General features: G+C 70.6%; 20 protein-coding genes. 8 read left to right on the forward strand and 12 right to left on the reverse strand.

Annotated elements, in window-relative coordinates; genetic code table 11:
* Positions 1-103: 103 nt before the first annotated feature.
* Entirely contained in the window at positions 104-3,610 is a 3,507-nt protein-coding gene (locus tag P6166_RS08865) for an ATP-binding protein (RefSeq protein ID WP_277764238.1), read from the forward strand.
* Between the two features lie 15 nt (positions 3,611-3,625).
* On the opposite strand, the gene mdtD is transcribed toward P6166_RS08865, so the two are convergent.
* From mdtD to P6166_RS08895, 6 genes are all read right to left on the reverse strand, one after another.
* A complete protein-coding gene (mdtD, locus tag P6166_RS08870) occupies positions 3,626-5,038 on the reverse strand; it encodes a multidrug transporter subunit MdtD (RefSeq protein ID WP_277764104.1) in 1,413 nt (470 codons plus the stop codon).
* Positions 5,039-5,197: 159 nt separating this feature from the next.
* Positions 5,198-6,262, reverse strand: coding sequence for a uroporphyrinogen decarboxylase (hemE, locus tag P6166_RS08875; RefSeq protein WP_277764105.1), 1,065 nt, complete (start codon positions 6,260-6,262; stop codon positions 5,198-5,200).
* 10 nt (positions 6,263-6,272) lie between these two features.
* On the reverse strand, positions 6,273-6,527 hold the full coding sequence (locus P6166_RS08880) for a WGR domain-containing protein (protein ID WP_277764106.1): 255 nt from the start codon (positions 6,525-6,527) through the stop codon (positions 6,273-6,275).
* 48 nt (positions 6,528-6,575) lie between these two features.
* Positions 6,576-7,688 carry a 3-dehydroquinate synthase gene (gene aroB / locus P6166_RS08885; RefSeq protein ID WP_277764107.1) on the reverse strand — a complete coding sequence of 371 codons (1,113 nt, stop codon included), beginning with the start codon at positions 7,686-7,688 and terminating at the stop codon, positions 6,576-6,578.
* Positions 7,685-8,230 carry a shikimate kinase gene (locus P6166_RS08890; RefSeq protein ID WP_277764108.1) on the reverse strand — a complete coding sequence of 182 codons (546 nt, stop codon included), beginning with the start codon at positions 8,228-8,230 and terminating at the stop codon, positions 7,685-7,687. Before P6166_RS08890 ends, aroB begins: the two co-directional genes overlap by 4 nt.
* Before the next feature lie 87 nt (positions 8,231-8,317).
* Positions 8,318-9,094, reverse strand: coding sequence for a kinase (locus P6166_RS08895; protein WP_277764239.1), 777 nt, complete (start codon positions 9,092-9,094; stop codon positions 8,318-8,320).
* Positions 9,095-9,194: 100 nt separating this feature from the next.
* Here P6166_RS08895 and pdxH point away from each other — a divergent pair, with 100 nt between their 5' ends.
* Both pdxH and P6166_RS08905 read left to right on the forward strand, forming a co-directional pair.
* Positions 9,195-9,794 carry a pyridoxamine 5'-phosphate oxidase gene (pdxH, locus tag P6166_RS08900; RefSeq protein ID WP_277764109.1) on the forward strand — a complete coding sequence of 200 codons (600 nt, stop codon included), beginning with the start codon at positions 9,195-9,197 and terminating at the stop codon, positions 9,792-9,794.
* Positions 9,795-9,799: 5 nt separating this feature from the next.
* Positions 9,800-10,156: a hypothetical protein gene (locus tag P6166_RS08905; RefSeq protein ID WP_277764110.1), complete on the forward strand. Its 357-nt coding sequence runs from the start codon at positions 9,800-9,802 to the stop codon at positions 10,154-10,156.
* Here P6166_RS08905 and P6166_RS08910 read toward each other — a convergent pair.
* Positions 10,153-11,517, reverse strand: a complete 1,365-nt coding sequence (locus tag P6166_RS08910) for an MFS transporter (protein WP_277764111.1) — start codon at positions 11,515-11,517, stop codon at positions 10,153-10,155. The genes P6166_RS08905 and P6166_RS08910 overlap by 4 nt on opposite strands.
* Before the next feature lie 75 nt (positions 11,518-11,592).
* Between P6166_RS08910 and soxR the strand changes: the two genes are divergently transcribed.
* Complete coding sequence (gene soxR / locus P6166_RS08915; RefSeq protein ID WP_277764112.1) at positions 11,593-12,042, forward strand: redox-sensitive transcriptional activator SoxR; 450 nt, start codon at positions 11,593-11,595, stop codon at positions 12,040-12,042.
* 46 nt (positions 12,043-12,088) lie between these two features.
* Positions 12,089-13,084 (forward strand): 2-hydroxyacid dehydrogenase, encoded by a 996-nt coding sequence (locus P6166_RS08920; RefSeq protein WP_277764113.1) that lies wholly within the window; start codon positions 12,089-12,091, stop codon positions 13,082-13,084.
* Between the two features lie 6 nt (positions 13,085-13,090).
* Here the strand turns inward: P6166_RS08920 and proC are convergent, their stop codons facing one another.
* The 4 genes from proC to P6166_RS08940 form a co-directional block, all read right to left on the reverse strand.
* Complete coding sequence (gene proC, locus P6166_RS08925) at positions 13,091-13,924, reverse strand: pyrroline-5-carboxylate reductase (RefSeq protein ID WP_277764114.1); 834 nt, start codon at positions 13,922-13,924, stop codon at positions 13,091-13,093.
* Between the two features lie 32 nt (positions 13,925-13,956).
* On the reverse strand, positions 13,957-14,265 hold the full coding sequence (locus P6166_RS08930; protein WP_277764115.1) for a HigA family addiction module antitoxin: 309 nt from the start codon (positions 14,263-14,265) through the stop codon (positions 13,957-13,959).
* Between the two features lie 11 nt (positions 14,266-14,276).
* The gene (locus P6166_RS08935) at positions 14,277-14,558 is read right to left on the reverse strand and encodes a type II toxin-antitoxin system RelE/ParE family toxin (RefSeq protein WP_277764116.1); all 282 of its coding nucleotides are present in this window, start codon (positions 14,556-14,558) and stop codon (positions 14,277-14,279) included.
* Between the two features lie 82 nt (positions 14,559-14,640).
* Positions 14,641-15,309, reverse strand: a complete 669-nt coding sequence (locus P6166_RS08940; protein ID WP_277764117.1) for a YggS family pyridoxal phosphate-dependent enzyme — start codon at positions 15,307-15,309, stop codon at positions 14,641-14,643.
* A gap of 101 nt (positions 15,310-15,410) precedes the next feature.
* Here P6166_RS08940 and P6166_RS08945 point away from each other — a divergent pair, with 101 nt between their 5' ends.
* From P6166_RS08945 to P6166_RS08955, 3 genes are all read left to right on the forward strand, one after another.
* Positions 15,411-16,448 carry a type IV pilus twitching motility protein PilT gene (locus tag P6166_RS08945; protein ID WP_057644690.1) on the forward strand — a complete coding sequence of 346 codons (1,038 nt, stop codon included), beginning with the start codon at positions 15,411-15,413 and terminating at the stop codon, positions 16,446-16,448.
* A gap of 101 nt (positions 16,449-16,549) precedes the next feature.
* Positions 16,550-17,680 (forward strand): PilT/PilU family type 4a pilus ATPase, encoded by a 1,131-nt coding sequence (locus tag P6166_RS08950; RefSeq protein ID WP_277764118.1) that lies wholly within the window; start codon positions 16,550-16,552, stop codon positions 17,678-17,680.
* Positions 17,681-17,819: 139 nt separating this feature from the next.
* Complete coding sequence (locus P6166_RS08955) at positions 17,820-18,536, forward strand: YitT family protein (RefSeq protein ID WP_277764119.1); 717 nt, start codon at positions 17,820-17,822, stop codon at positions 18,534-18,536.
* Positions 18,537-18,545: 9 nt separating this feature from the next.
* Here P6166_RS08955 and P6166_RS08960 read toward each other — a convergent pair whose 3' ends face one another.
* On the reverse strand, positions 18,546-19,448 hold the full coding sequence (locus P6166_RS08960) for a DUF72 domain-containing protein (RefSeq protein WP_277764120.1): 903 nt from the start codon (positions 19,446-19,448) through the stop codon (positions 18,546-18,548).
* Positions 19,449-19,500: the final 52 nt, after the last annotated feature.

The raw sequence follows: 19,500 nt of genomic DNA on the forward strand, positions 1-19,500 counted from the left end.
GCCACGCACGATGCCGGGCGGGGAGGCGCACATGACCACGATACGGGCAGGACAAGGCGGCAAGCGCGGCTGGCGATGGGCCGCCCGCCTCGCCGTGGGCGCCATGCTGCTCGTCGGCGCGCTCGCCAGCGGCACGGCGGCGGCCGAGGTGCCGGCCACGCCGCAGCCGCGCCAGCTCACCGTCGCCGACGGCCTGCCTTCCAACACCATCAACGGCTTCGCCGAGGACGCCTACGGCTACATGTGGCTGGCCAGCGGCGACGGCCTGGCGCGCTACGACGGCCGCGGCTACCGCATCTGGCGAATCGAGGACGGCCTGCGCGACAACATGATCTGGGCCGTGCACGTGGATGCGCGCAACCGCGTGTGGATCGGCACCGAGAATGCCGGCCTGGTCATGCTCACCGCCGACCGGCGGCGCTTCCACTACTACGACCACCGCGGCTATCCGCAGATGCTGGGCAACACGGTGTGGTGCGTGGAGTCCACGCCCGACGGCAGCATCTGGTTCGGCACCTCCACCGGCGGCCTGTACCGCATCGACCCGGCCGGCAAGATGCAGCGCTTCATGCCCGTTCCCGGCGACGAACGCAGCCTGCCGTCCACCTCGGTGAACTTCCTCAAGGTCGGGCCCGACGGCACCTTGTGGGTGGCCGCCAAGAACGGCGTGGCGCGCTGGACCGGGCACGATTTCGAACGCCTGGCGATGCCGGGCGAGGTCACCCGCTACATCAACGGCCTGTCGGTGGAAGCCGACGGCAGCCTGTGGATCGCCGACTCCAACGGCAGCCCGCTGCTGCGCCGGCCCGACGGCAGTTGGGACGAACACCCCTGGCGGCACATCACCGACGACTCCGTGCTGAGCGTGCTGCTGCGCGACAGCGCCGGCAGCTACTGGCTCGACACGCTCTCCGGCCTCGGCCGCGAGGCGGACGGCGAACTGCGCAACGTGCCGCTGTACAGCAGCTCGGCGCACGGGCTGGTCAAGCCGAACTGGTCGGCCGCCTATGAAGACCACGAGGGCGGTATCTGGTTCGCCAGCCCCAACACCGGGCTGTGGCACCTGCCGGCGAACTGGCGCCAGTTCGCCGTGCTCGCCAATCGTCGCGAGGACGACAGCTCCATCGGCAACCCGTATGTGCTGGCGGCCGCGCGTGCGGCCGATGGCCGCTTCTGGCTCGTCGGCACGCGCGGCATGCTGGATCGGCTCGATCCGGCCACCGGTGTGGTCGAGCATCACCTGTTGAAGGTGGATGGCCTGAAGTGGCCGCAATCCGTGCAGGAGGACCACCGGGGCCGGGTGTGGATCGGCCTGTACAAGGGGCTGGTGCGGTACGACCCGGCCGACCGCAGCGTCACCCGTTGGCAAGACACCGACGCACAGGACCCGGCGATGCACGGCGAGGCGGAAATGATCCGCCAGACGCCGGATGGCCGGCTATGGCTCTATTCCGATGTCGATGGCATCCAGCTGCGCGATACCGATGGCCACGTGCTGCGCACGCTCGCGCACGACGCGCACGGGCTCAGCCGCGAGTTGGCGGTCAACGAGATGCGCGTGGGCCCGGACGGGCAGCTGTGGCTGGCCACCAGCCGCGGCCTGCTGCGCTGGAACGAGGCCGCCGATGCCTTCGTGCCCGTGCCCGGCGCACCGGCCCAGCCGCTCTACGCCTCGGCCTTCACCGATACCGGCATCACCTGGCTGGCCGGCATGGGGCAGGTATCGCAATACTTCTGGGATGGCCGGCGCCTGCAGTTGCTCGACGGCATCGGCGCGCGCGAGGACTTCCCGGCGCTGGAGCCCGGCGGCATGGTGGTCGATGCCGCCGGCGTGGCGTGGGTGTCGAGCATGCGCGGCCTCATCCGCATCGACCCGGCCAACCGCGCCATTCGCATCTACGGCGTGCACGACGGCCTGCCCAACCAGCAGTTCCGCCCGCGCACGCTGCTGCAGTCGCGCCTGGGCCAGGTGGTGGCGGCCACGCCGGATGGCCTGGTGCTGTTCGACCCGGCGCGCGTGCGCCCCTCCACCCGGCAGCCGCCGCTGATGATCGAGCGCGTCGGCGTGCGCCGTGGCGAAAGCGGGCTGGACCTCACGCACGTGGAGCCGCTGGAGATCGCCGATGGCGACCGCGACCTGCACATCGTCGCGCGCATGCTCTCCTTCGCCGATTCCGATGCGAGCAGCTACCGCTTCAAGCTCAGCGGCTACGACCCGGACTGGATCGACGTCGGGCCCAGCGGCGAGCGCCTGTTCTCGCGCCTGCCCTCCGGCCCGTACACGCTGGAAGTGCAGGGCAAGACCGTGGACGGCGTGTGGTCCAAGGTGCGCACGCTGGAGTTCCGCGTGCTGCCGCCATGGTGGCGCAGCGGCTGGGGCATCGCCGCGTTGTCCGCGTTGGGGCTGCTGGTGGTGCTGGTGATCCTGCTGCTGTACCGGCGCCGCCTGCGCCGCCTGCACGCCTGGCAGCTGGCCATCCACAAGCAGGAGCTGGCCGAGCAGGCGTCGCTGGCCAAGACCCGTTTCCTGGCCACGCTCGGCCACGAGGTGCGCACCCCGATGACCGGCGTGATGGGCATGAGCGAGCTGTTGCTCAACACCCCGCTGGACGCGCGCCAGCGCGGCTACACCGAGGCCATCCGCCGTGCCGGCGCGCACCTGCTGCGGCTGGTCAACGACGCGCTGGACCTGGCGCGCATCGAATCGGGAAAGCTCGAACTGGATCTGCAGCCGTTCTCGGTGAACCAGCTGGTGGAGGAAGCCGCGGCGATGACTGCGCCGCTGGCCGAGAGCCGCGGCCTGTCCTTCGTGCTCGACAACGCCCTGCCGGGCGAGCTCACCGCCAACGGCGACGTGACCCGCGTGCGGCAGATCCTGCTCAACCTGCTCAACAACGCGGTGAAGTTCACCGAGCGCGGCAGCGTGACCCTGCACGTGGCCGCGCTGGCGCCGGGGCAGGGCCTGCGTTTCGAAGTGGCCGATACCGGCCCGGGCGTGAGCGCCGAGCAGCAGCAGCGGCTGTTCCGCCGCTTCGAACAGGGCGAAGGCCCGCGCACGGCTGCGCGCTATGGCGGCAGCGGGCTGGGGCTGGCGATCTGCCAGGAGCTGGCCGTGGCGATGGGCGGGCGCATCGATATCGTCAGCCGCCTCGGGCAGGGCACGCGCTTCATCGTCGAGCTGCCGCTGCGCTGGGTCACCTCCGGCGCGGCGCGCAGTGCCTCGGTCGCGGTGGCGCCGTCGATCGAGACGGGCCTGCAGATCCTGCTGGTGGAGGACGATGCGACCATTGCCGAAGTGATTTCCGGCCTGCTGACCGCGCGCGGGCATCGCGTCGTGCATGCGGCGCACGGCCTGGCCGCGCTGACCGAAGTGGCCGAACAGCCGTTCGACGTGGCGCTGCTGGACCTGGACCTGCCGGGTTTGGATGGCTTCGCGCTGGCCCGCCAGCTGCGCGTGTTCGGCCACGCGATGCCGCTGATCGCGGTGACCGCGCGCGCCGACGCCGATGCCGAACCGGCAGCGCGTGCGGCTGGTTTCGATGGTTTCCTGCGCAAGCCGGTGACGGGAGAAATCCTGACCGAGGCGATCGCGCAGGTGTTGCGCGGCTGAGACGCTGGTTGCCGGTTACTCGGCGACCTGTTCCACCTGCTGCGGCTCGGGCCGCGTATCGGAGAGCTGCCAGAAGATCAACGTCGAGGTGAGCGTGATCGCGCCCACGCACACGAAGGTGGCGTGCAGCGCGCGGGTCGCATCGCCGTGGTCCAGCCCCAGGTGGTGGCTGAAGGCCGCCAGCAAGCTGCCGGCCGCGGCCGCGCCGAAGCCGGTGGCCAGCATCATCACCATCGACAGCAGCGAGTTGCCGGGGCTGGCCATCTCGCGGTCCAGGTCGCGCAGGGTCACGGTGTTCATCACGGTGAACTGCAGCGAGTTCACCGCGCCGAACACCGCCAGCTGCACCAGGCGCCAAGCCATGTGCTGGCCCGGCTCGACGAACACGAAGCTGGCCATCATCAGGCCGACGAACACGGTGTTGGTCATCAGCACGCGGCGGTAGCCGAAGCGCGTCACCAGCCGCACCGCCGCGCGCTTGGAGGCCATGCCCGCCAGCGCCACCGGCACCATCATCAGGCCGGCGTTCATCGGGCTCATGCCCAGGCCGACCTGCAACAGCAGCGGAATCAGCAGCGGCATGCTGCCGCTGCCGATGCGCGAGAACAGGTTGCCCAGGATGCCGATGCGATAGCTCGCCACCCGGAACAGCGCCAACGGGAACAGCGGCGCCTTCGCGTTGGCCGCGTGCAGCCAGTAACCGATCAGCGCGGCCAGGCCGCCGATGGTCAGCAGCATCACGAACGCGCTGCGCAGGCCCAGTTCGGAAATGCCGTCCAGCGCCAGCGACAGCGCCACCATGCCGAAGGCCAGCATCAGGTAGCCGGGCAGGTCGAAGCGCTGGCGTTCGGCGCCGTAGTGGTCGGGCATGATCTTCAGCGCGGCCACGAAGCCGATCACGCCGATGGGCAGGTTGATCAGGAACACCCAGTGCCACGAGGCGACCTCGACCAGCCAGCCACCGAGGGTCGGGCCGATCAGCGGGCCGATCAGCGCGGGGATGGCGATGAAGCTCATCGCGCGCAGGAACTCGGCGCGCGGCACCGAGCGCAGCACCGCGAGCCGGCCGACCGGCAACAGCATCGCGCCGCCGATACCCTGCACCACGCGCGCGGCTACCAGCTGGCCCAGGTGCTGCGCGCCGGCGCACAGCAGCGAGCCCAGCGTGAAAACGATGATCGCGGCCAGGAACGTGCGGCGGGTGCCGTAGCGGTCGGCCACCCAGCCGGAGGCCGGGATGAACATCGCCACGGCCAGCGCGTAGCTGAAGACCACCGACTGCATCTGCAGCGGGCTTTCGCCCAGGCTGTGGGCCATCGCCGGCAGCGCCGTGTTGACGATGGTCGAGTCGAGCATCTGCATGAAGATCGCCAACGACACCAGCCACAGCAAGGGACGCAGGGAGGCATAGGTCGGCGGGGTGTTCATGGGCGCTCGCACGGGGGAGAGGGCGCCATTATCGGCCACGGCCCGTGCAGGCGATGCGCGCGGGCCGGTACGCACGTGCTTTTCGCCCGATGTGGGCAGGCGAGCGGTGGTATTCGGCAAGGCGTCGCGGGCCGGACAGGGCCGGCCCGCGCGCCGGGGTCAGCGGCGGCTGTGGGTGTGCACGGCGTCGACCAGCACGCGTACGTGCTCGGGGTTCATGTCCGGCGACATGCCGTGGCCCAGGTTGAAGACGTGGCCCTCGCGCGAGCCGCCGTTGCCCTCGGCGTAGCTGTCGAGCACGCGCGCGGCCTCGCGCGCGATGGCCTCCGGCGCGCCGTACAGCGTGGCCGGGTCGAGGTTGCCCTGCAGCGCCACGCGCCCGCCGGTGCGGCGCGCCGCCTCGGCCAGCTCCACCGTCCAGTCCACGCCCACCGCCTCGGCGCCGGCGGCGGCCAGCGCCTCCAGGTGCACGCCGTTGCCCTTGCCGAACAGGATCAGCGGCGTGCGCTGCGCGCCTTCGCCGCGCACCAGTTCGCGCGCGATGCGGGTCAGGTAGGGCAGCGAGAATTCGCGGTACATCGCCGGCGACAACACGCCGCCCCAGGTGTCGAACACCTGCAGCGCCTGCGCGCCGGCCTCGCGCTGCGCGCCGAGGTAGGCGATGACCGCATCGGTGACCACCGACAGCACGCGATGCAGCAGCGCCGGCTCGTTGAGCGCCATCGCCTTGATGCGCGCGTATTCCTTGCTGCCGCCGCCTTCGACCATGTAGCAGGCCAGCGTCCACGGGCTGCCGGAAAAGCCGATCAGCGGCACCGCGCCGTCCAGCTCGCGGCGGATCAGCCGCACCGCGTCGGTCACGTAGCCCAGCTCGGTGGCCATGTCCGGCACCGCCAGCCGGGCCACGTCGGCCGCGCTGCGCAGCGGGCGTTCGAACTTGGGGCCTTCGCCTTCGACGAAATACAGGCCCAGGCCCATCGCGTCGGGCACGGTGAGGATGTCCGAGAACAGGATCGCCGCGTCCAGCGGGAAGCGGCGCAGCGGCTGCAGCGTGATCTCGCAGGCGATCTCCGGGTTCTTGGCCATCGCCAGGAAGCTGCCGGCCTTGGCGCGCGTGGCGCGGTACTCGGGCAGGTAGCGGCCGGCCTGGCGCATCAGCCACACGGGCGTGCAGTCCACCGGTTCGCGGCGCAGGGCGCGCAGCAGGCGATCGTTCTTCAGCATCGGGTTTCCTTCAGGGGCCGTCGTCGCCACTGGGCGCGGACGTGATCTCGTAGCCGCGCTTGAGTTGCGAGTCGCGGGCCTTGTCGAAGGCGCGTTGGGCCTCTTCCTGCAGCAGGTACTGCTCGCGCCGCAGCTGGATGCGGCCGCCGATCTCGCCGCTTTCGCGCACCAGCTCCCAGCCGCCGAACAGGTCCGGGGTCAGGGTGAGCCGCACGTAGCGGGTGGGCGTGGCGCCGATCAGAGGTTGTCGCAGGTAAACGCGCATGCGCCGATTGTACCGGCTGCCCCACCGCGACGCGGGGCGGCGGGCGGATCAGCCGCGCAACACGTCCAGCACGGCGGCTTCGTCCACGTCCGGCACCACCTCGGCCCGGCCGATGCCGCGCCACAGCACCAGGCGTAGGCGTCCGGCGATGTTCTTCTTGTCCAGGCGCATGCGCGCCAGCAAGGCGAGCGGGTCCAACCCGGCCGGCACGGTGGTGGGCAGCCCGTAGGCCTCCAGCAGGGCGCGCAGGGCCTGGGTGTCGTCCGCCGGGGCCATGCCCAGTCGGGCCGAGAGCCGCGCGGCCAGCACCATGCCCACGGCCACCGCTTCGCCGTGGTTGAGGTTGTCGTTATGCGGGGCGCCGTAGCCCTGCTCGGTCTCGATGGCGTGGCCGAAGGTGTGGCCCAGGTTGAGCAGGGCGCGCTCGCCCTTCTCCAGCGGGTCGCGCTCGACGATCTCGGCCTTGTGCTCGCAGCTGCGCGCGATCGCCTGCGCGGTGGCGGCGGCCTCGCCGCGCAGCAGCGCTTCGCGCTCGGCGCCCAGCCACTGGAAGAACAGCGGGTCGCGGATGGCGCCGTACTTGATCACCTCGGCCAGCCCCGCGCGCAGCTCGCGCGGCGGCAGGCTGTGCAGGGCGGTGGTGTCGGCGATGACCGCGCGCGGCGGGTGGAACGCACCGACCAGGTTCTTGCCCTGCGGGATATCCACCGCGGTCTTGCCGCCCACGGAGGAATCGACCATCGACAGCAGCGTGGTGGGCAGCTGCACGCAATCCACCCCGCGCATCCAGCACGCCGCGGCGAAGCCGGCCAGGTCGCCGACCACGCCGCCGCCCAGCGCGAACACGCAGGCGTCGCGCGTGGCGCCCAGTTCGGCCAGCGCGGTGATGGCCGCGCCGAAGTGTTCCAGCGTCTTGGAGGCTTCCCCGGCCGGGATCACCAGTTCGCCCACCTGCAGGTCCGGGCGCGCCTGCACCAGCGCGGCGCGCACGCGCGGCGCGTACAGCGGGGAGACCGTGTCGTCGCTGACGATGAGTACATGGCGGCCGCGCACCGGGGCGGCGAGGCGGTGGCCGTCGCGCAGCAGGTCCGGGCCGATGGCGATGGCGTAGGGCGCCGCGCCGCCGACCTCGACGGTGCGCAGGGAGGAAACTTCGTTCATGCGTGGGTGGTGGTCCGGGGTTGCCAGGCGGCCGCCAGCCGCGTCACCAGGTGCGCGGTGGCCTCGGCCGGGGAAAGGTGGTCGGTGTCCAGGTGCAGGTCGGCGATTTCCCGGTACAGCGGGTCGCGCGCCTGCGCCAGCGCGTGCAGCGCTTGCTCGCGGTCCGGGCGCTGCAGCAGCGGGCGGCTGCGGTCGCGATGCAGGCGTTCGAGCTGGGTGGCCACGCTCACGTGCAGGTGGATCACAAACCCTTGCGCGTGCAGCGCCTGGCGGTTGGCCGCGTCGAGCACCGCGCCGCCGCCGGTGGAGATGAGCCGGTTCTCGCCGGACAGCAGGCGTTGCAGCACCTCGCGCTCATGGGCCCGGAAGGCGGCCTCGCCGGACAGCTCGAAGATGGTGGAGATGCTGGCGCCGGCGTGCTCGACGATGGCGTGGTCGACATCGACGAAGGACAGCCCGAAGCGCTCGGCCACGCGGCGGCCGATGCAGCTCTTTCCGGCGCCCATCGGGCCGATCATCACGACGTTTGGTGCGGACTTCATGCGCGGATGCTAGCACCGCGCCGTGGCCTGACGGCGGGTGCTTTCGTGTGAAACCGCCCTCGCGCGCGCTGTCGCGGCGAGGGCGCGTCAGCGCTCGCGCGCGATCCGCCGTGCCGCGTCCAGCCACAGCACGCGGTCGGCGCGTTCGGGCAGCGTGCGCAGGGCCTGACGGCTCACGCGCTCGTAGTGCTGCAGGAAACGCGCCAGCGCGGCGTCGTCCATGCCGGTGCGCCCGGGCGTGGCGGCCTCCAGGGCGCGCTCCTGCTGCCCGCGCCAGGCGGTCACGACCTCGAAGGACGGCGCCTGCAGCGCCCACAGGCGGTGCAGCCGATTCCACAGCGCCGGGTAGCGTGCGCCCAGCGCCTGGTTGCAATACCGGCGCCAGGTGGCCTGCGCATCTTCTTCGCGCTCCAGCGCGTTGAGCGGCACGGCGAGCGCCTCGTCAGCCTCGGCCGGGACGCCCACGCACCAGCCTTCGATCACCAGCAGGTCCAGCGGCGCGTCCACGCGCGGCCACGCGGATTCGGGCAGGCGGTCGTCGGCCAGCTTGTCGAAGCGCGGCAGGCGCAGCGGGCGGCCGGCGGCGACCGCGTCGAGCACGTGGGCGGCCAGCGCGAGGTCGTGCGTGCCGGGCGGGCCGCGCGTGCGCAGCAGCGGGTGGATGTCCGCGGCCAGGGCGCGGCGCTGCGCGACGGTGAGATAGAGGTCGTCCAGCGACAGCGTGGCTGCGACATGTCCGCGCACCCGCGCGGCCTCGACCACCGCGTCGGCCAGGGTCGATTTGCCGCTGCCCTGCAGCCCGCTGATGGCTAAAACCGCGGTGGCGCCGTCGTGTGGACGATGCGCCCACGCGTCGGCGAGCACGGCTTGTGCCTGCGCGGCGCCGGCCGGTGGGCGCGGGATCGGATGCGCTTTCACTTGCATGCCGCCACAATAGCGCCAACGTCGCTGCTGCACGGATCCCATGACCGACCTCTACGCCGAAGCCCTGTCGACCTTCGCGGCCCTTTACCAGGAAGCCCAGCAGGGCGAGGAGATCGAGCCCAACGCGATGACCCTCGCCACGGCCAGCCTGGAAGGGCGCCCGAGCGCGCGCACCGTGCTGCTGAAGTCCTTCGACGAGCGCGGCTTCGTGTTCTACACCCACATCGAAAGCCCGAAGGGCCGCGACCTGCAGGCCAACCCGCAGGCCGCGCTGCTGTTCCTGTGGCGGCGCCTGCGCGAGGCCGGCATCCAGGTGCGCATCGAAGGCGACGTGCAGCAGGTGTCGGCGGCCGAGTCCGATGCGTACTTCGCCTCGCGTCCGCGCCAGAGCCAGACCGGTGCGTGGGCGTCGATGCAGTCGCGCACGCTGTCCTCGCGCGAGGAGTTCGAGCAGCGGCTGGCCAAGGTGGAATCGGGCTTCGAAGGGCGCGAGGTGCCACGGCCGGAAGGCTGGGGCGGTTTCCGCGTGGTGCCGCAGCGTTTCGAGTTCTGGTACGGCGCGCAGTTCCGCCTGCACGAGCGCTGGCGCTACGAGGCCGACGCCGCCGGCGCGTGGAGCAAGCGGATGCTGTATCCCTGACGGCCATGCGCCTGCGGGAGGTCTACCGCGTGACCGTGTTCGTGCCGCCCGCGCATCTGCAGGCCTTGCACGAGGGCATCCTGTCGGTCGAGCCGCTGGGCGATGAACGGTACGACGCGGTGATGTGGCTGTCCGCGCCGGGGATCGAGCAGTTCCGGCCGCTGGCCGGCGCCCATCCGGCGCAGGGGGCGGTAGGCGAACTGGCGCGCGTCCCCAGCGTGTGCCTGACCTTCGCCATCCCGCGCGATCCCGAGCGCCTGGCGCGCGTGCTGCGCGAGGGTGTGCGGCGGCATCATCCCTGGGAATCGCCGGCCATCTTCGTCGACGAGAGCCTGCAGCCGATATTCGACGACGAAGGTTAGAGGCGCCGCACGAGCGCCGCAGCGAGCGCTGCCAGCACGCCCGAGACCGCGAAAGCGGCCAGGTACGCGCGCGGCGCCGAGCCATCGAGCCACAATGCGAACAGCGCGCCGGCGGCGGCCAGCGCGGCGGTGACCGCCATCGCTTCGCTCAGCTGCAGCGCCGAGCTGTGGCGGCCCTGCTGGTCGACCGGCGACAACGACAAGGTGAGCACCGCCAGGCTGGGATAGAGCAGCCCCATCCCCAGGCCGGCCAGCGTCCAGCCGCCGATGGACAGCGCCACCGGCGACCCGAGCGCCGCGCTGGCGGCCACCGCGATGCCGCCGAGCAGCAGGTAGGCGCCGAGCTGCATGGCCCGCGCACGCGCGCCGGGCCGCAGCCGATGGCCTTGGTACCAGGACCCCAGGCTCCAACCCAGCGCACCGACGCTCAATGCCACGCCGGCGGCGAGCGGCGACAGCCCGCGCTCGCGCGAGAGCAGCAATGGCAGGAATGCCTCGCAGCTGAAGAACGCCGCGGCCGCGACGCCGCGCAGCGCGATCACCGCCGGCAGGCCACGCGCCACCGCCAGCGTGCCGCGCGGGAGCAGCCGGCGCGCGCAAGCGAGCAGCAGGCCGGCGCCCAGCGCCCAGGCCCCGTAGCGCACCGGCGCGGGCAGGGATTCGGCCAGGTGCAGCACCAGCGCGCCGAGCGCCGCGCCCACCGCCCAGCCGATGGGAGGGGGCGCACTGCCGGTGCGTGGCGCGGCGGGCGCCGCGGCGAGTTCGCGCAGGCCCGGGCGCAGCAGCCACGCGGCCGGCAAGGCGAGCAGCGGCACGCCGAGGAACACCCAGCGCCAGCCCAGGTGCTGCACGATCAGGCCGCTGATGCCCGGCCCCACCAGCGAGGGCACGACCCAGCCCGCCGAGAAGGCCGCGAACACCCGCGGGCGCAGTGGTTCGGGATAGAGCCGGCCGACGATCACGTACAGCGCGACGAAGAACGCGCCAGCGCCCAGGCCTTGCAGCAGCCTTCCCCCGACCAGCATCGGCATGTTGCGCGCGAGCCCGGCCACCAGCAGGCCGGCCACGAAGCAGGCCATCCCGGCCCACAGCGAAGGCCCCGGGCCGGCGCGGTCGCTCCAGTGCCCGGCCACGGTCATGCCGACCAGGCTGGTGGCCAGCGTGCCGCCGAACGCAAGCGCGTAGAGCGGCAGGCCGGAGAGCTCGCGCGCCACGGTGGGCATCGCCGTCGCCACGGCGAGCACCTCGAAGGCATTGAGCGCCACCAGCGCGACCATCGCCACGGTGGTGGCGCGGTAGCGCGGCGACAGGATCGAGAGCGGTGCGCAGGCCAGGGCGTGGCCGGGAGATGGGAGGGACATGGGCGCTGCGTGGACTTGCCGTGGAAAGGGACGCGGCGCAGGATGCCGCCTCAAGCGAAGTTGAGGTCAAGCGGGATGGAGAAGGTACTGGCCGTGGGCGACGTGGCCCGCCGCAGCGGCGTGGCGGTGTCGGCGCTGCATTTCTACGAACGCAAGGGGCTGATCCACAGCCAGCGCAACGCCGGCAACCAGCGCCGCTATGCGCGCGACGTGCTGCGCCGGCTGGCGGTGATCCGCGTGGCGCAGCGCCTGGGCATTCCGCTCAGCCACGTGGCCGACGCGTTCGCGGTGCTGCCGGCCGGGCGTCCGCCCACGCGCGCCGAATGGGCGCGCATGTCCGCGCGCTGGCGCGGCGAACTGGACCGGCGCATCGAAGCGCTGCAGGCGTTGCGCGACGAGCTCTCCGAGTGCATCGGCTGCGGCTGCCTGTCGCTCAAGCGCTGCCGCCTGAGCAATCCGCACGACGCGCTCGGCGCCGACGGCGAGGGCGCGCGCCGGCTGCCCGCGCTGGACGGCATGGATTGAAGCCCGGTTGGGGCATGATGGAGCGCCCCGATGCAGGAAGCCGCCGATGAAGGTCGCCGTCTACAGCACGCGCCGCTACGACCGGGTCATGCTCGACCGCGCCAACGCCGCGCACCATCACCAACTGGTCTACGTGCAGGACGCGCTCAGCGTGGCCACCGCGCCGCTGGCCGAGGGCTGCGGCGCGGTGTGCGTGTTCGTCAACGACAACGTGGACGAGGCCGTGCTGCACGCGTTGAAGGGGCTGGGCATCGGCCTGGTGACCACGCGCTCGACCGGCTTCAACCATATCGACGCGCTGGCCGCGCAGCGGCTGGGCATCGCCGCCACGCGCGTGACCGATTACTCGCCTTATTCGGTGGCCGAATTCGCCGTCGGCCTGCTGCTGGCGGTGAACCGGCGCATCGCGCGCGCCAGCCAGCGCACGCGCGACGGCAATTTCGAACTGGACGGGCTGATGGGGTTCGACCTGCACGGCCGCACGGTCGGGGTCGTGGGCACTGGCAAGATCGGCCGCATCTTCGCCTCGATCATGCGCGGCTTCGGCTGCCGCGTGCTGGGCTTCGACCCGTATCCCAGCGACGAATTCCACGGCATCGGCGAATACGTGCCGCTGCCGCACCTGCTGGCCGAAAGCGACGTGATCTCGCTGCATTGCCCGCTCACCCCGCAGACGCGGCACCTGATCGACGCGCGCTCGCTGCAGGAGGTGCGCCACGGCGCCTACCTGATCAACACCAGCCGCGGCGGGCTGATCGACACCGAAGCGGTAATCGACGCGCTGAAGACCCACCGCCTGGGCGGCCTGGCGATCGACGTCTACGAGCAGGAGGCGGACCTGTTCTTCCAGGACCTGTCGGCGACGATCATCACCGACGACGTGATCCAGCGGCTGGTGTCGTTCCCGAACGTGATCGTCACCGGCCACCAGGCGTTCTTCACCGCCGAGGCGATCGGGCAGATCATGGCGACCACGCTGGAGAACATCACCGCCTTCGAGCGCGGCGTGGCGCTGTCCAACCGGATACCGCTGCCGCGCTGAGCGCGATCAGCCGGCCGACAGCGCGCGGCCGCGGCGCGTGGCCGCCTCGATGGCGCGTCCCACCAGCGCTTCGAAATCCCCTGCCTGGAAGGCCTCGATGGCCGCCTGGGTGGTGCCGTTGGGCGAGGTGACGCGGCGGCGCAGTTCGCTGGCGCTTTCTTCCGATTCGGTGAGCATGCGCGAGGCGCCCAGCAGGGTCTGCGCGACCAGCGTGGTGGCCGCCGATTCCGGCAGGCCCTGGGCCACGGCGGCGGCCTGCATCGCCTCGGCCAGCAGGAACACGTAGGCCGGGCCGCTGCCCGACACCGCGGTGACGGCATCCATCAGCGATTCGTCCTCGACCCACACCGTCTGCCCGGCGCTGGACAGCAGCGCCTGCGCGCGTGCGCGGCCCTCGGCATCCACGTCGTTGCCGGCGTACAGGCCGGTCACCCCGGCACCGAGCAGGGCCGGGGTGTTCGGCATGGCGCGCACCACCGCGGCGCCCTCGCCGAGCCACTGGCGCAGGCGGTCGCGGCTGATGCCGGCGGCGATCGACACCACCAGCGGCTGCAGGATCTTCGCCAGCGGGGCGAGCGGCACGCACACCTCGGCCATCACCTGCGGCTTCACCGCCAGTACCCAGGTGGCGCAATCCTCGGCGGCCTCGGCGGCGGTGACGTGGCCCTTCACCCCGAAGTCCAGGGCGAGCTGTTCGCGCAGGGCATCCACCGGTTCGGCCACATGGATCGTGTTGGCCGGCACGCCCTGGCGGATCAGCCCGGCGATCAGGCTGCGGGCCATGTTGCCGCCGCCGATGAAGGCGATCGGTTCGAAACGCGGAGCGGCGGTATCGGACATGTCGGGGGCCTGCGTGGAAGCGGATCGCGATGTTAGCGCGATGCGCTCAGGGCACCGACGTGGGGCTGGATCCGTGCCAACGTCTCGGCGAGGGCGTCGCGCGCCACCGCCTTGTCATGGTCCATCTGCAGCTTCATCCAGAAATCCTCGGACGTGCCCAGGTAGCGCGCCAGCCGCAGCGCCGTGTCGGCGGTGATGGTGCGCTCGCCGTTGACGATCTTGCTGATGCGGTCCTGCGGCACCTCGATATCCTTGGACAGGCGGTACTGGCTGATGCCCAGCGGCTCGAGGAATTCGTGGCGAAGGATCTCGCCGGGGGTGGGATAGGCAACGGTACGCATGGTGCGGGCTCCTAGTGATAGTCCACGATCTCGACCTGGGCAGGCCCCTTCCAGGTCCACACGAAGCACACGCGGAACTGGTCGTTCACGCGGATGCTGTACTGGCCCTCGCGATGTCCGCGCAGGGCCTCCAACCGGTTCGCCGGCGGTGCCCGGAGGTCCTCCAGGCGGGTCGCGGCGTTCAACATGGCGAGCTTGCGCATGGCGGTGGCCTGGATGAAGCCGAAGGCCGCGACCCGCTTGCCGTGGAAGAACGCCTGCGTCCGTTTGCAAGCGAAAGATTGGATGGACATGATGCTAATGCCGGGCGTTACTATCGTCAAGCATTAGCATGATGCTTCGGCGACCCGATGTGGATCGGGCTTTGCCGCATCGTCAGGTGGGGCGGGTGCCCCGCGCGCCAAACAGCGCGGTGCCCACGCGCACCATCGTGGCGCCGCTGGCGATGGCATCGGCGAAGTCGCTGCTCATGCCCATCGACAGCGTATCCACCCCGGGATGGGCGGCTGCCAGTGATTCGAACAAGGTGCGCATGCGGGCGAACGCATCCTGCCGGCGTTCGCGCTCGGGGAACGGCGCCGGGATGGCCATCAGCCCGCGCAGGCGCAGCGCGGGTTGGGCGGAGATGGCGTCCGCCAGCGCCGGCACCGCGTCCGGCGCGCAGCCATGCTTGCTGGCTTCGTCGTCGATGTTCACCTGGATGAGGACGTTCAGCGGCCCGCGCCCGGCAGGGCGGTGGCGGGCGAGGGCGCCGACCAATTTCGGCCGGTCCACCGTCTGCACCCAGTCGAACAGCTGCGCCGCCTGCTCGGCCTTGTTGGACTGCAGGTGGCCAATGAGGTGCCATTCCAGGCCCCGCTCGCCCAGCGCGGCCATCTTGCCAGCCGCTTCCTGCACGTAGTTCTCGCCGAAGGCGACCTGTCCCTCGGCCGCCAGCGCGGCCACCGATTCGGCCGGCTGGGTCTTGGAAACAGCCAGCAGGCGCGCCGGTGGCCGCCCGGCCGCGCGCGCGGCGTTGTCCATTTCCGCCAGGATCGTTTGCAACGGGGAAACCGGCACGACGTCTTCTTCCAGCCACAAGCAAGGGCGCTATACTGCCGGCCGGGGATAAACCTTTCCAGTCGCAGCCAGGGGAAACGCAGCGTATGGATATCGCTGAACTATTGGCCTTCTCGGTCAAGAACAAGGCGTCGGACCTGCACCTTTCCGCAGGGCTTCCGCCGATGATCCGTGTCGACGGCGATGTTCGCCGCATCAACATTCCGGCACTGGACCACAAGCAGGTCCATGCGCTGGTGTACGACATCATGTCGGACAAGCAGCGCCGCGACTACGAGGAATTCCTCGAGGTCGACTTCTCGTTCGAGATCCCGTCGCTGGCGCGCTTCCGCGTCAATGCGTTCAACCAGAACCGCGGCGCCGGTGCGGTGTTCCGTACCATTCCTTCCGAGGTGCTCACGCTGGAGGACCTCGGCTGCCCGCCGATCTTCCGCCAGCTGATCGAGCAGCCGCAGGGCCTGATCCTGGTGACCGGCCCGACCGGCTCGGGCAAGTCGACCACGCTCGCCGGCATGATCGACTTCATCAACAAGAACGAATACGGCCACATCCTCACCGTCGAGGATCCGATCGAATTCGTCCACACCTCGCAGAAGTGCCTGATCAACCAGCGCGAGGTGCACCGCGACACGCACGGCTTCAACGAAGCGCTGCGCTCGGCGCTGCGCGAAGACCCGGACATCATCCTGGTCGGCGAGTTGCGCGACCTGGAAACCATCCGCCTGGCGCTGACGGCGGCCGAAACCGGCCACCTGGTGTTCGGCACGCTGCACACCAGCTCGGCGGCCAAGACCATCGACCGCATCATCGACGTGTTCCCCGCCGGCGAGAAGCCGATGGTGCGCTCGATGCTGTCCGAATCGCTGCGCGCGGTGATCTCGCAGGCGCTGCTGAAGAAGGTCGGCGGTGGCCGTACCGCGGCGTGGGAAATCATGGTCGGCACCCCGGCCATCCGCAACCTGATCCGCGAGGACAAGGTGGCGCAGATGTACTCGGCCATCCAGACCGGCCAGCAGTCCGGCATGCAGACGCTGGACCAGCACCTGCAGGACCTGGTCAAGCGCAGCCTGATCACCCGCAACCAGGCCCGCGAGTACGCCAAGGACAAGCGCATCTTCGAATGATGCGCGCCCGCCGCGATGCGTGAGCGTCGCGGCGGCCGTTCCGCCGCCGGGGCGCCCCGGTCCGACCACGCCGCCCCGATCCCGATTCCCGGAGAGCCGCCATGAGCACCATCGACTTCACCTCGTTCCTCAAGCTGATGGCGCACCAGAAGGCGTCGGACCTGTTCATCACCTCGGGCATGCCGCCGTCCATCAAGGTGCATGGCAAGATCACCCCGATCACGCAGACGCCGCTGACCGCGCAGCAGAGCCGCGACCTGGTGCTGAACGTGATGACCCCCTCGCAGCGCGAGGAGTTCGAAAAGACCCACGAGTGCAACTTCGCCATCGGCGTGGCCGGCGTGGGCCGCTTCCGCGTGAGCTGCTTCTATCAGCGCAACCAGGTGGGCATGGTGCTGCGTCGCATCGAGACGCGCATCCCGACCGTGGAAGAATTGAGCCTGCCGCCGGTGATCAAGACGCTGGCGATGACCAAGCGCGGCATCATCATCTTCGTCGGTGCCACCGGCACGGGTAAGTCGACCTCGCTGGCGGCGATGATCGGCTACCGCAACCAGAATTCGACCGGCCACATCATCACCATCGAGGACCCGATCGAATTCGTGCACAAGCACGAGGGCTGCATCATCACCCAGCGCGAGGTCGGCATCGACACCGACAGCTGGGAGAATGCGCTGAAGAACACCCTGCGCCAGGCGCCGGACGTGATCATGATCGGCGAGGTGCGTACCCGCGAGGGCATGGACCACGCCATCGCCTTCGCCGAAACCGGCCACCTGGTGCTGTGCACCCTGCACGCGAACAACGCCAACCAGGCGATGGACCGCATCATCAACTTCTTCCCGGAAGACCGCCGCAGCCAGCTGCTGATGGACCTGTCGCTGAACCTGAAGGGCGTGGTCGCCCAGCAGCTGGTGCCCACGCCGGATGGCAAGGGCCGCCGCGTGGCGATGGAGATCCTGCTGGGCACGCCGCTGGTGCAGGACTACATCCGCGAGGGCGAGATCCACAAGATCAAGGAAGTGATGAAGGAGTCCACCAACCTGGGCATGAAGACCTTCGACCAGAGCCTGTTCGAGCTGTACCAGGCCGGCGAGATCTCCTACGAGGACGCCCTGCGCTACGCCGACTCGCAGAACGAGGTGCGCCTGCGCATCAAGCTCTCCCAGGGCGGCGATGCCAAGACGCTGGCCCAGGGCCTGGATGGGGTGGAGATCGCGGAAGTGCGTTGAGCCGCGCCCGGTACTCGTACTTTGCCCCCGCGCCCGCTGCCACCGCAGCGGGCGCGGTCGTTTCAGGGCGCGGGGGTCTTCATGCAAGTGTCGCGGGCTTGTTGTCTAATACGCGCCCCCGCGTCACCGATGCTCCCCGATGAATCCTTCCGTTTCCGACCTGCCGGCCGGCGGCGAAGCCGTGCATTCCGACAGTCCGCTCGTGACCGCCGGCCCGCTGACCCCGCCCGCCGACGCCACCGGCACCCCGGCCGACGACCGCGCCTTCCACCATTCCGTGGCCGAGGACGTGCAGGGCATGGTGCTGGCCACGCTCATCGCCTCGATGGGCCTGGCGATCTTCGCCAAGGGCGGACTGTTCATCGGCGGCATGGCCGGCGTGTCCTTCCTGCTGCATTACGCGCTGGGCTGGAACTTCGGCCTGGTGTTCGTGATCGTGAACCTGCCCTTCTACTGGCTCTCGGTGCGGCGCATGGGCTGGGAATTCACCGCCAAGACCTTCCTGGCCGTGGGCGCGTGCGGCGCGCTGACCGACCTGTTGCCGCGCTGGGCCGAGTACGCGCACGTGAGCCCGCTGTTCTCGGCGCTGGCCGGCGGCGCGCTCTCGGGGCTGGGCATCCTGTTCTTCATCCGCCATCGCGGCAGCCTCGGGGGCGTGGGCATCCTGGCCGTCTATCTGCAGCAGACGCGTGGCATCAGCGCCGGGCGCGTGCAGCTGGGCTTCGACGCGATGCTGATGGTGGTGGCCTTCTTCCTGTTGCAGCCGGACAAGGTCATCTACTCCGCGCTCGGCGCGCTGGTGCTGAGCCTGGTGCTGATGTTCAACCACCGGCCGCATCGGTACATGGGCGTCTGACCGCCGCGCCTAGGGTTTGGCCGGCAGCGCGGTAGGGCGCAGCGGGCGATGCCCGAGCCGTGCCATCAAGCCCGCGGCGTCGAACGGCGCGTGCACCTTGGCGTCGTTGTCGAAATAGCAGTACACGTCGCGCCGGGTCCGCGCCGGTGCCCTAGGTGCGTGGCGGGCGGCATCGCCAGGTTCGCCGCCCTTCGCCCATCGGTCGATCTTGCGCGCCCAGCGGTCCAGCGCCGCGTCGCTGTAGCCACTGGCATACAGCTCGGCATCGCCGTGCAGCCGCACGTAGACGAAATCCGCGGTGACGTCTTCCATCAGCGGATAGCGGCTGGCCGCGTCGGCGACCACCAGCGCGATGCGGTGGCGGCGCAGCAGCGCGATGAAGGCCGGGTCTTCGAAGCTCTCGTGGCGCACCTCCAGCGCGTGGCGGATACGGCCGCGTCCTTCCGCGGCCAGCACGCTGCGGCCGCGCATCAGCGTGCGGTCGCGCCGCTGCGCCAGTGCGCTGGCCTGTTCGGCGTCGCGCGGCAGGAGCGCGAAGAATTCCTCCAGCAGCGCCGCATCGAACTTCAGCGTGGGCGGCAGCTGCCACAGGATCGGCCCCAGCTTGGGGCCCAGGGCCAGCAGGCCGGAGGCGAAAAAGTTCGCCAGCGGCTTGGCGCAATCGCGCAGCCGCTTGGTATGGGTGATGAAGCGCGGCCCTTTCACCGCGAAGACGAAGCGCGCGGGCGTGTCGTCATGCCAGGCCTGCCAGCTCTGTGGCCGCTGTAGCGAATAGAACGAGCCGTTGAGTTCGATGCTCGGAAAGCACCGCGCGGCATAGGCCAGTTCCTCGCGTTGCGGCAGCCCCGGCGGATAGAAACGGCCGCGCCACCGGGGATAGCGCCAGCCGGAAATACCGATGCGGATGCCCATGCGGCCACGTTGGCCCAGGGCGTGTAAGGCGACGTGCCCGCGATGTGCAGGC

This window comes from Stenotrophomonas sp. HITSZ_GD (assembly GCF_029543105.1).
Taxonomy (GTDB): Bacteria; Pseudomonadota; Gammaproteobacteria; order Xanthomonadales; family Xanthomonadaceae; genus Stenotrophomonas_A.

What these genes read in the sequence shown, in the direction of transcription:
- P6166_RS08865 (WP_277764238.1), top strand. Translation starts at nt 104, where the DNA reads ATGCTGCTCGTCGGCGCGCTCGCCAGCGGCACGGCGGCGGCCGAGGTG.
- mdtD (WP_277764104.1), bottom strand. Translation starts at nt 5,038, where the DNA reads ATGAACACCCCGCCGACCTATGCCTCCCTGCGTCCCTTGCTGTGGCTG.
- hemE (WP_277764105.1), bottom strand. Translation starts at nt 6,262, where the DNA reads ATGCTGAAGAACGATCGCCTGCTGCGCGCCCTGCGCCGCGAACCGGTG.
- P6166_RS08880 (WP_277764106.1), bottom strand. Translation starts at nt 6,527, where the DNA reads ATGCGCGTTTACCTGCGACAACCTCTGATCGGCGCCACGCCCACCCGC.
- aroB (WP_277764107.1), bottom strand. Translation starts at nt 7,688, where the DNA reads ATGAACGAAGTTTCCTCCCTGCGCACCGTCGAGGTCGGCGGCGCGGCG.
- P6166_RS08890 (WP_277764108.1), bottom strand. Translation starts at nt 8,230, where the DNA reads ATGAAGTCCGCACCAAACGTCGTGATGATCGGCCCGATGGGCGCCGGA.
- pdxH (WP_277764109.1), top strand. Translation starts at nt 9,195, where the DNA reads ATGACCGACCTCTACGCCGAAGCCCTGTCGACCTTCGCGGCCCTTTAC.
- P6166_RS08905 (WP_277764110.1), top strand. Translation starts at nt 9,800, where the DNA reads ATGCGCCTGCGGGAGGTCTACCGCGTGACCGTGTTCGTGCCGCCCGCG.
- P6166_RS08910 (WP_277764111.1), bottom strand. Translation starts at nt 11,517, where the DNA reads ATGTCCCTCCCATCTCCCGGCCACGCCCTGGCCTGCGCACCGCTCTCG.
- soxR (WP_277764112.1), top strand. Translation starts at nt 11,593, where the DNA reads ATGGAGAAGGTACTGGCCGTGGGCGACGTGGCCCGCCGCAGCGGCGTG.
- P6166_RS08920 (WP_277764113.1), top strand. Translation starts at nt 12,089, where the DNA reads ATGAAGGTCGCCGTCTACAGCACGCGCCGCTACGACCGGGTCATGCTC.
- proC (WP_277764114.1), bottom strand. Translation starts at nt 13,924, where the DNA reads ATGTCCGATACCGCCGCTCCGCGTTTCGAACCGATCGCCTTCATCGGC.
- P6166_RS08930 (WP_277764115.1), bottom strand. Translation starts at nt 14,265, where the DNA reads ATGCGTACCGTTGCCTATCCCACCCCCGGCGAGATCCTTCGCCACGAA.
- P6166_RS08935 (WP_277764116.1), bottom strand. Translation starts at nt 14,558, where the DNA reads ATGTCCATCCAATCTTTCGCTTGCAAACGGACGCAGGCGTTCTTCCAC.
- P6166_RS08945 (WP_057644690.1), top strand. Translation starts at nt 15,411, where the DNA reads ATGGATATCGCTGAACTATTGGCCTTCTCGGTCAAGAACAAGGCGTCG.
- P6166_RS08950 (WP_277764118.1), top strand. Translation starts at nt 16,550, where the DNA reads ATGAGCACCATCGACTTCACCTCGTTCCTCAAGCTGATGGCGCACCAG.
- P6166_RS08955 (WP_277764119.1), top strand. Translation starts at nt 17,820, where the DNA reads ATGAATCCTTCCGTTTCCGACCTGCCGGCCGGCGGCGAAGCCGTGCAT.
- P6166_RS08960 (WP_277764120.1), bottom strand. Translation starts at nt 19,448, where the DNA reads ATGGGCATCCGCATCGGTATTTCCGGCTGGCGCTATCCCCGGTGGCGC.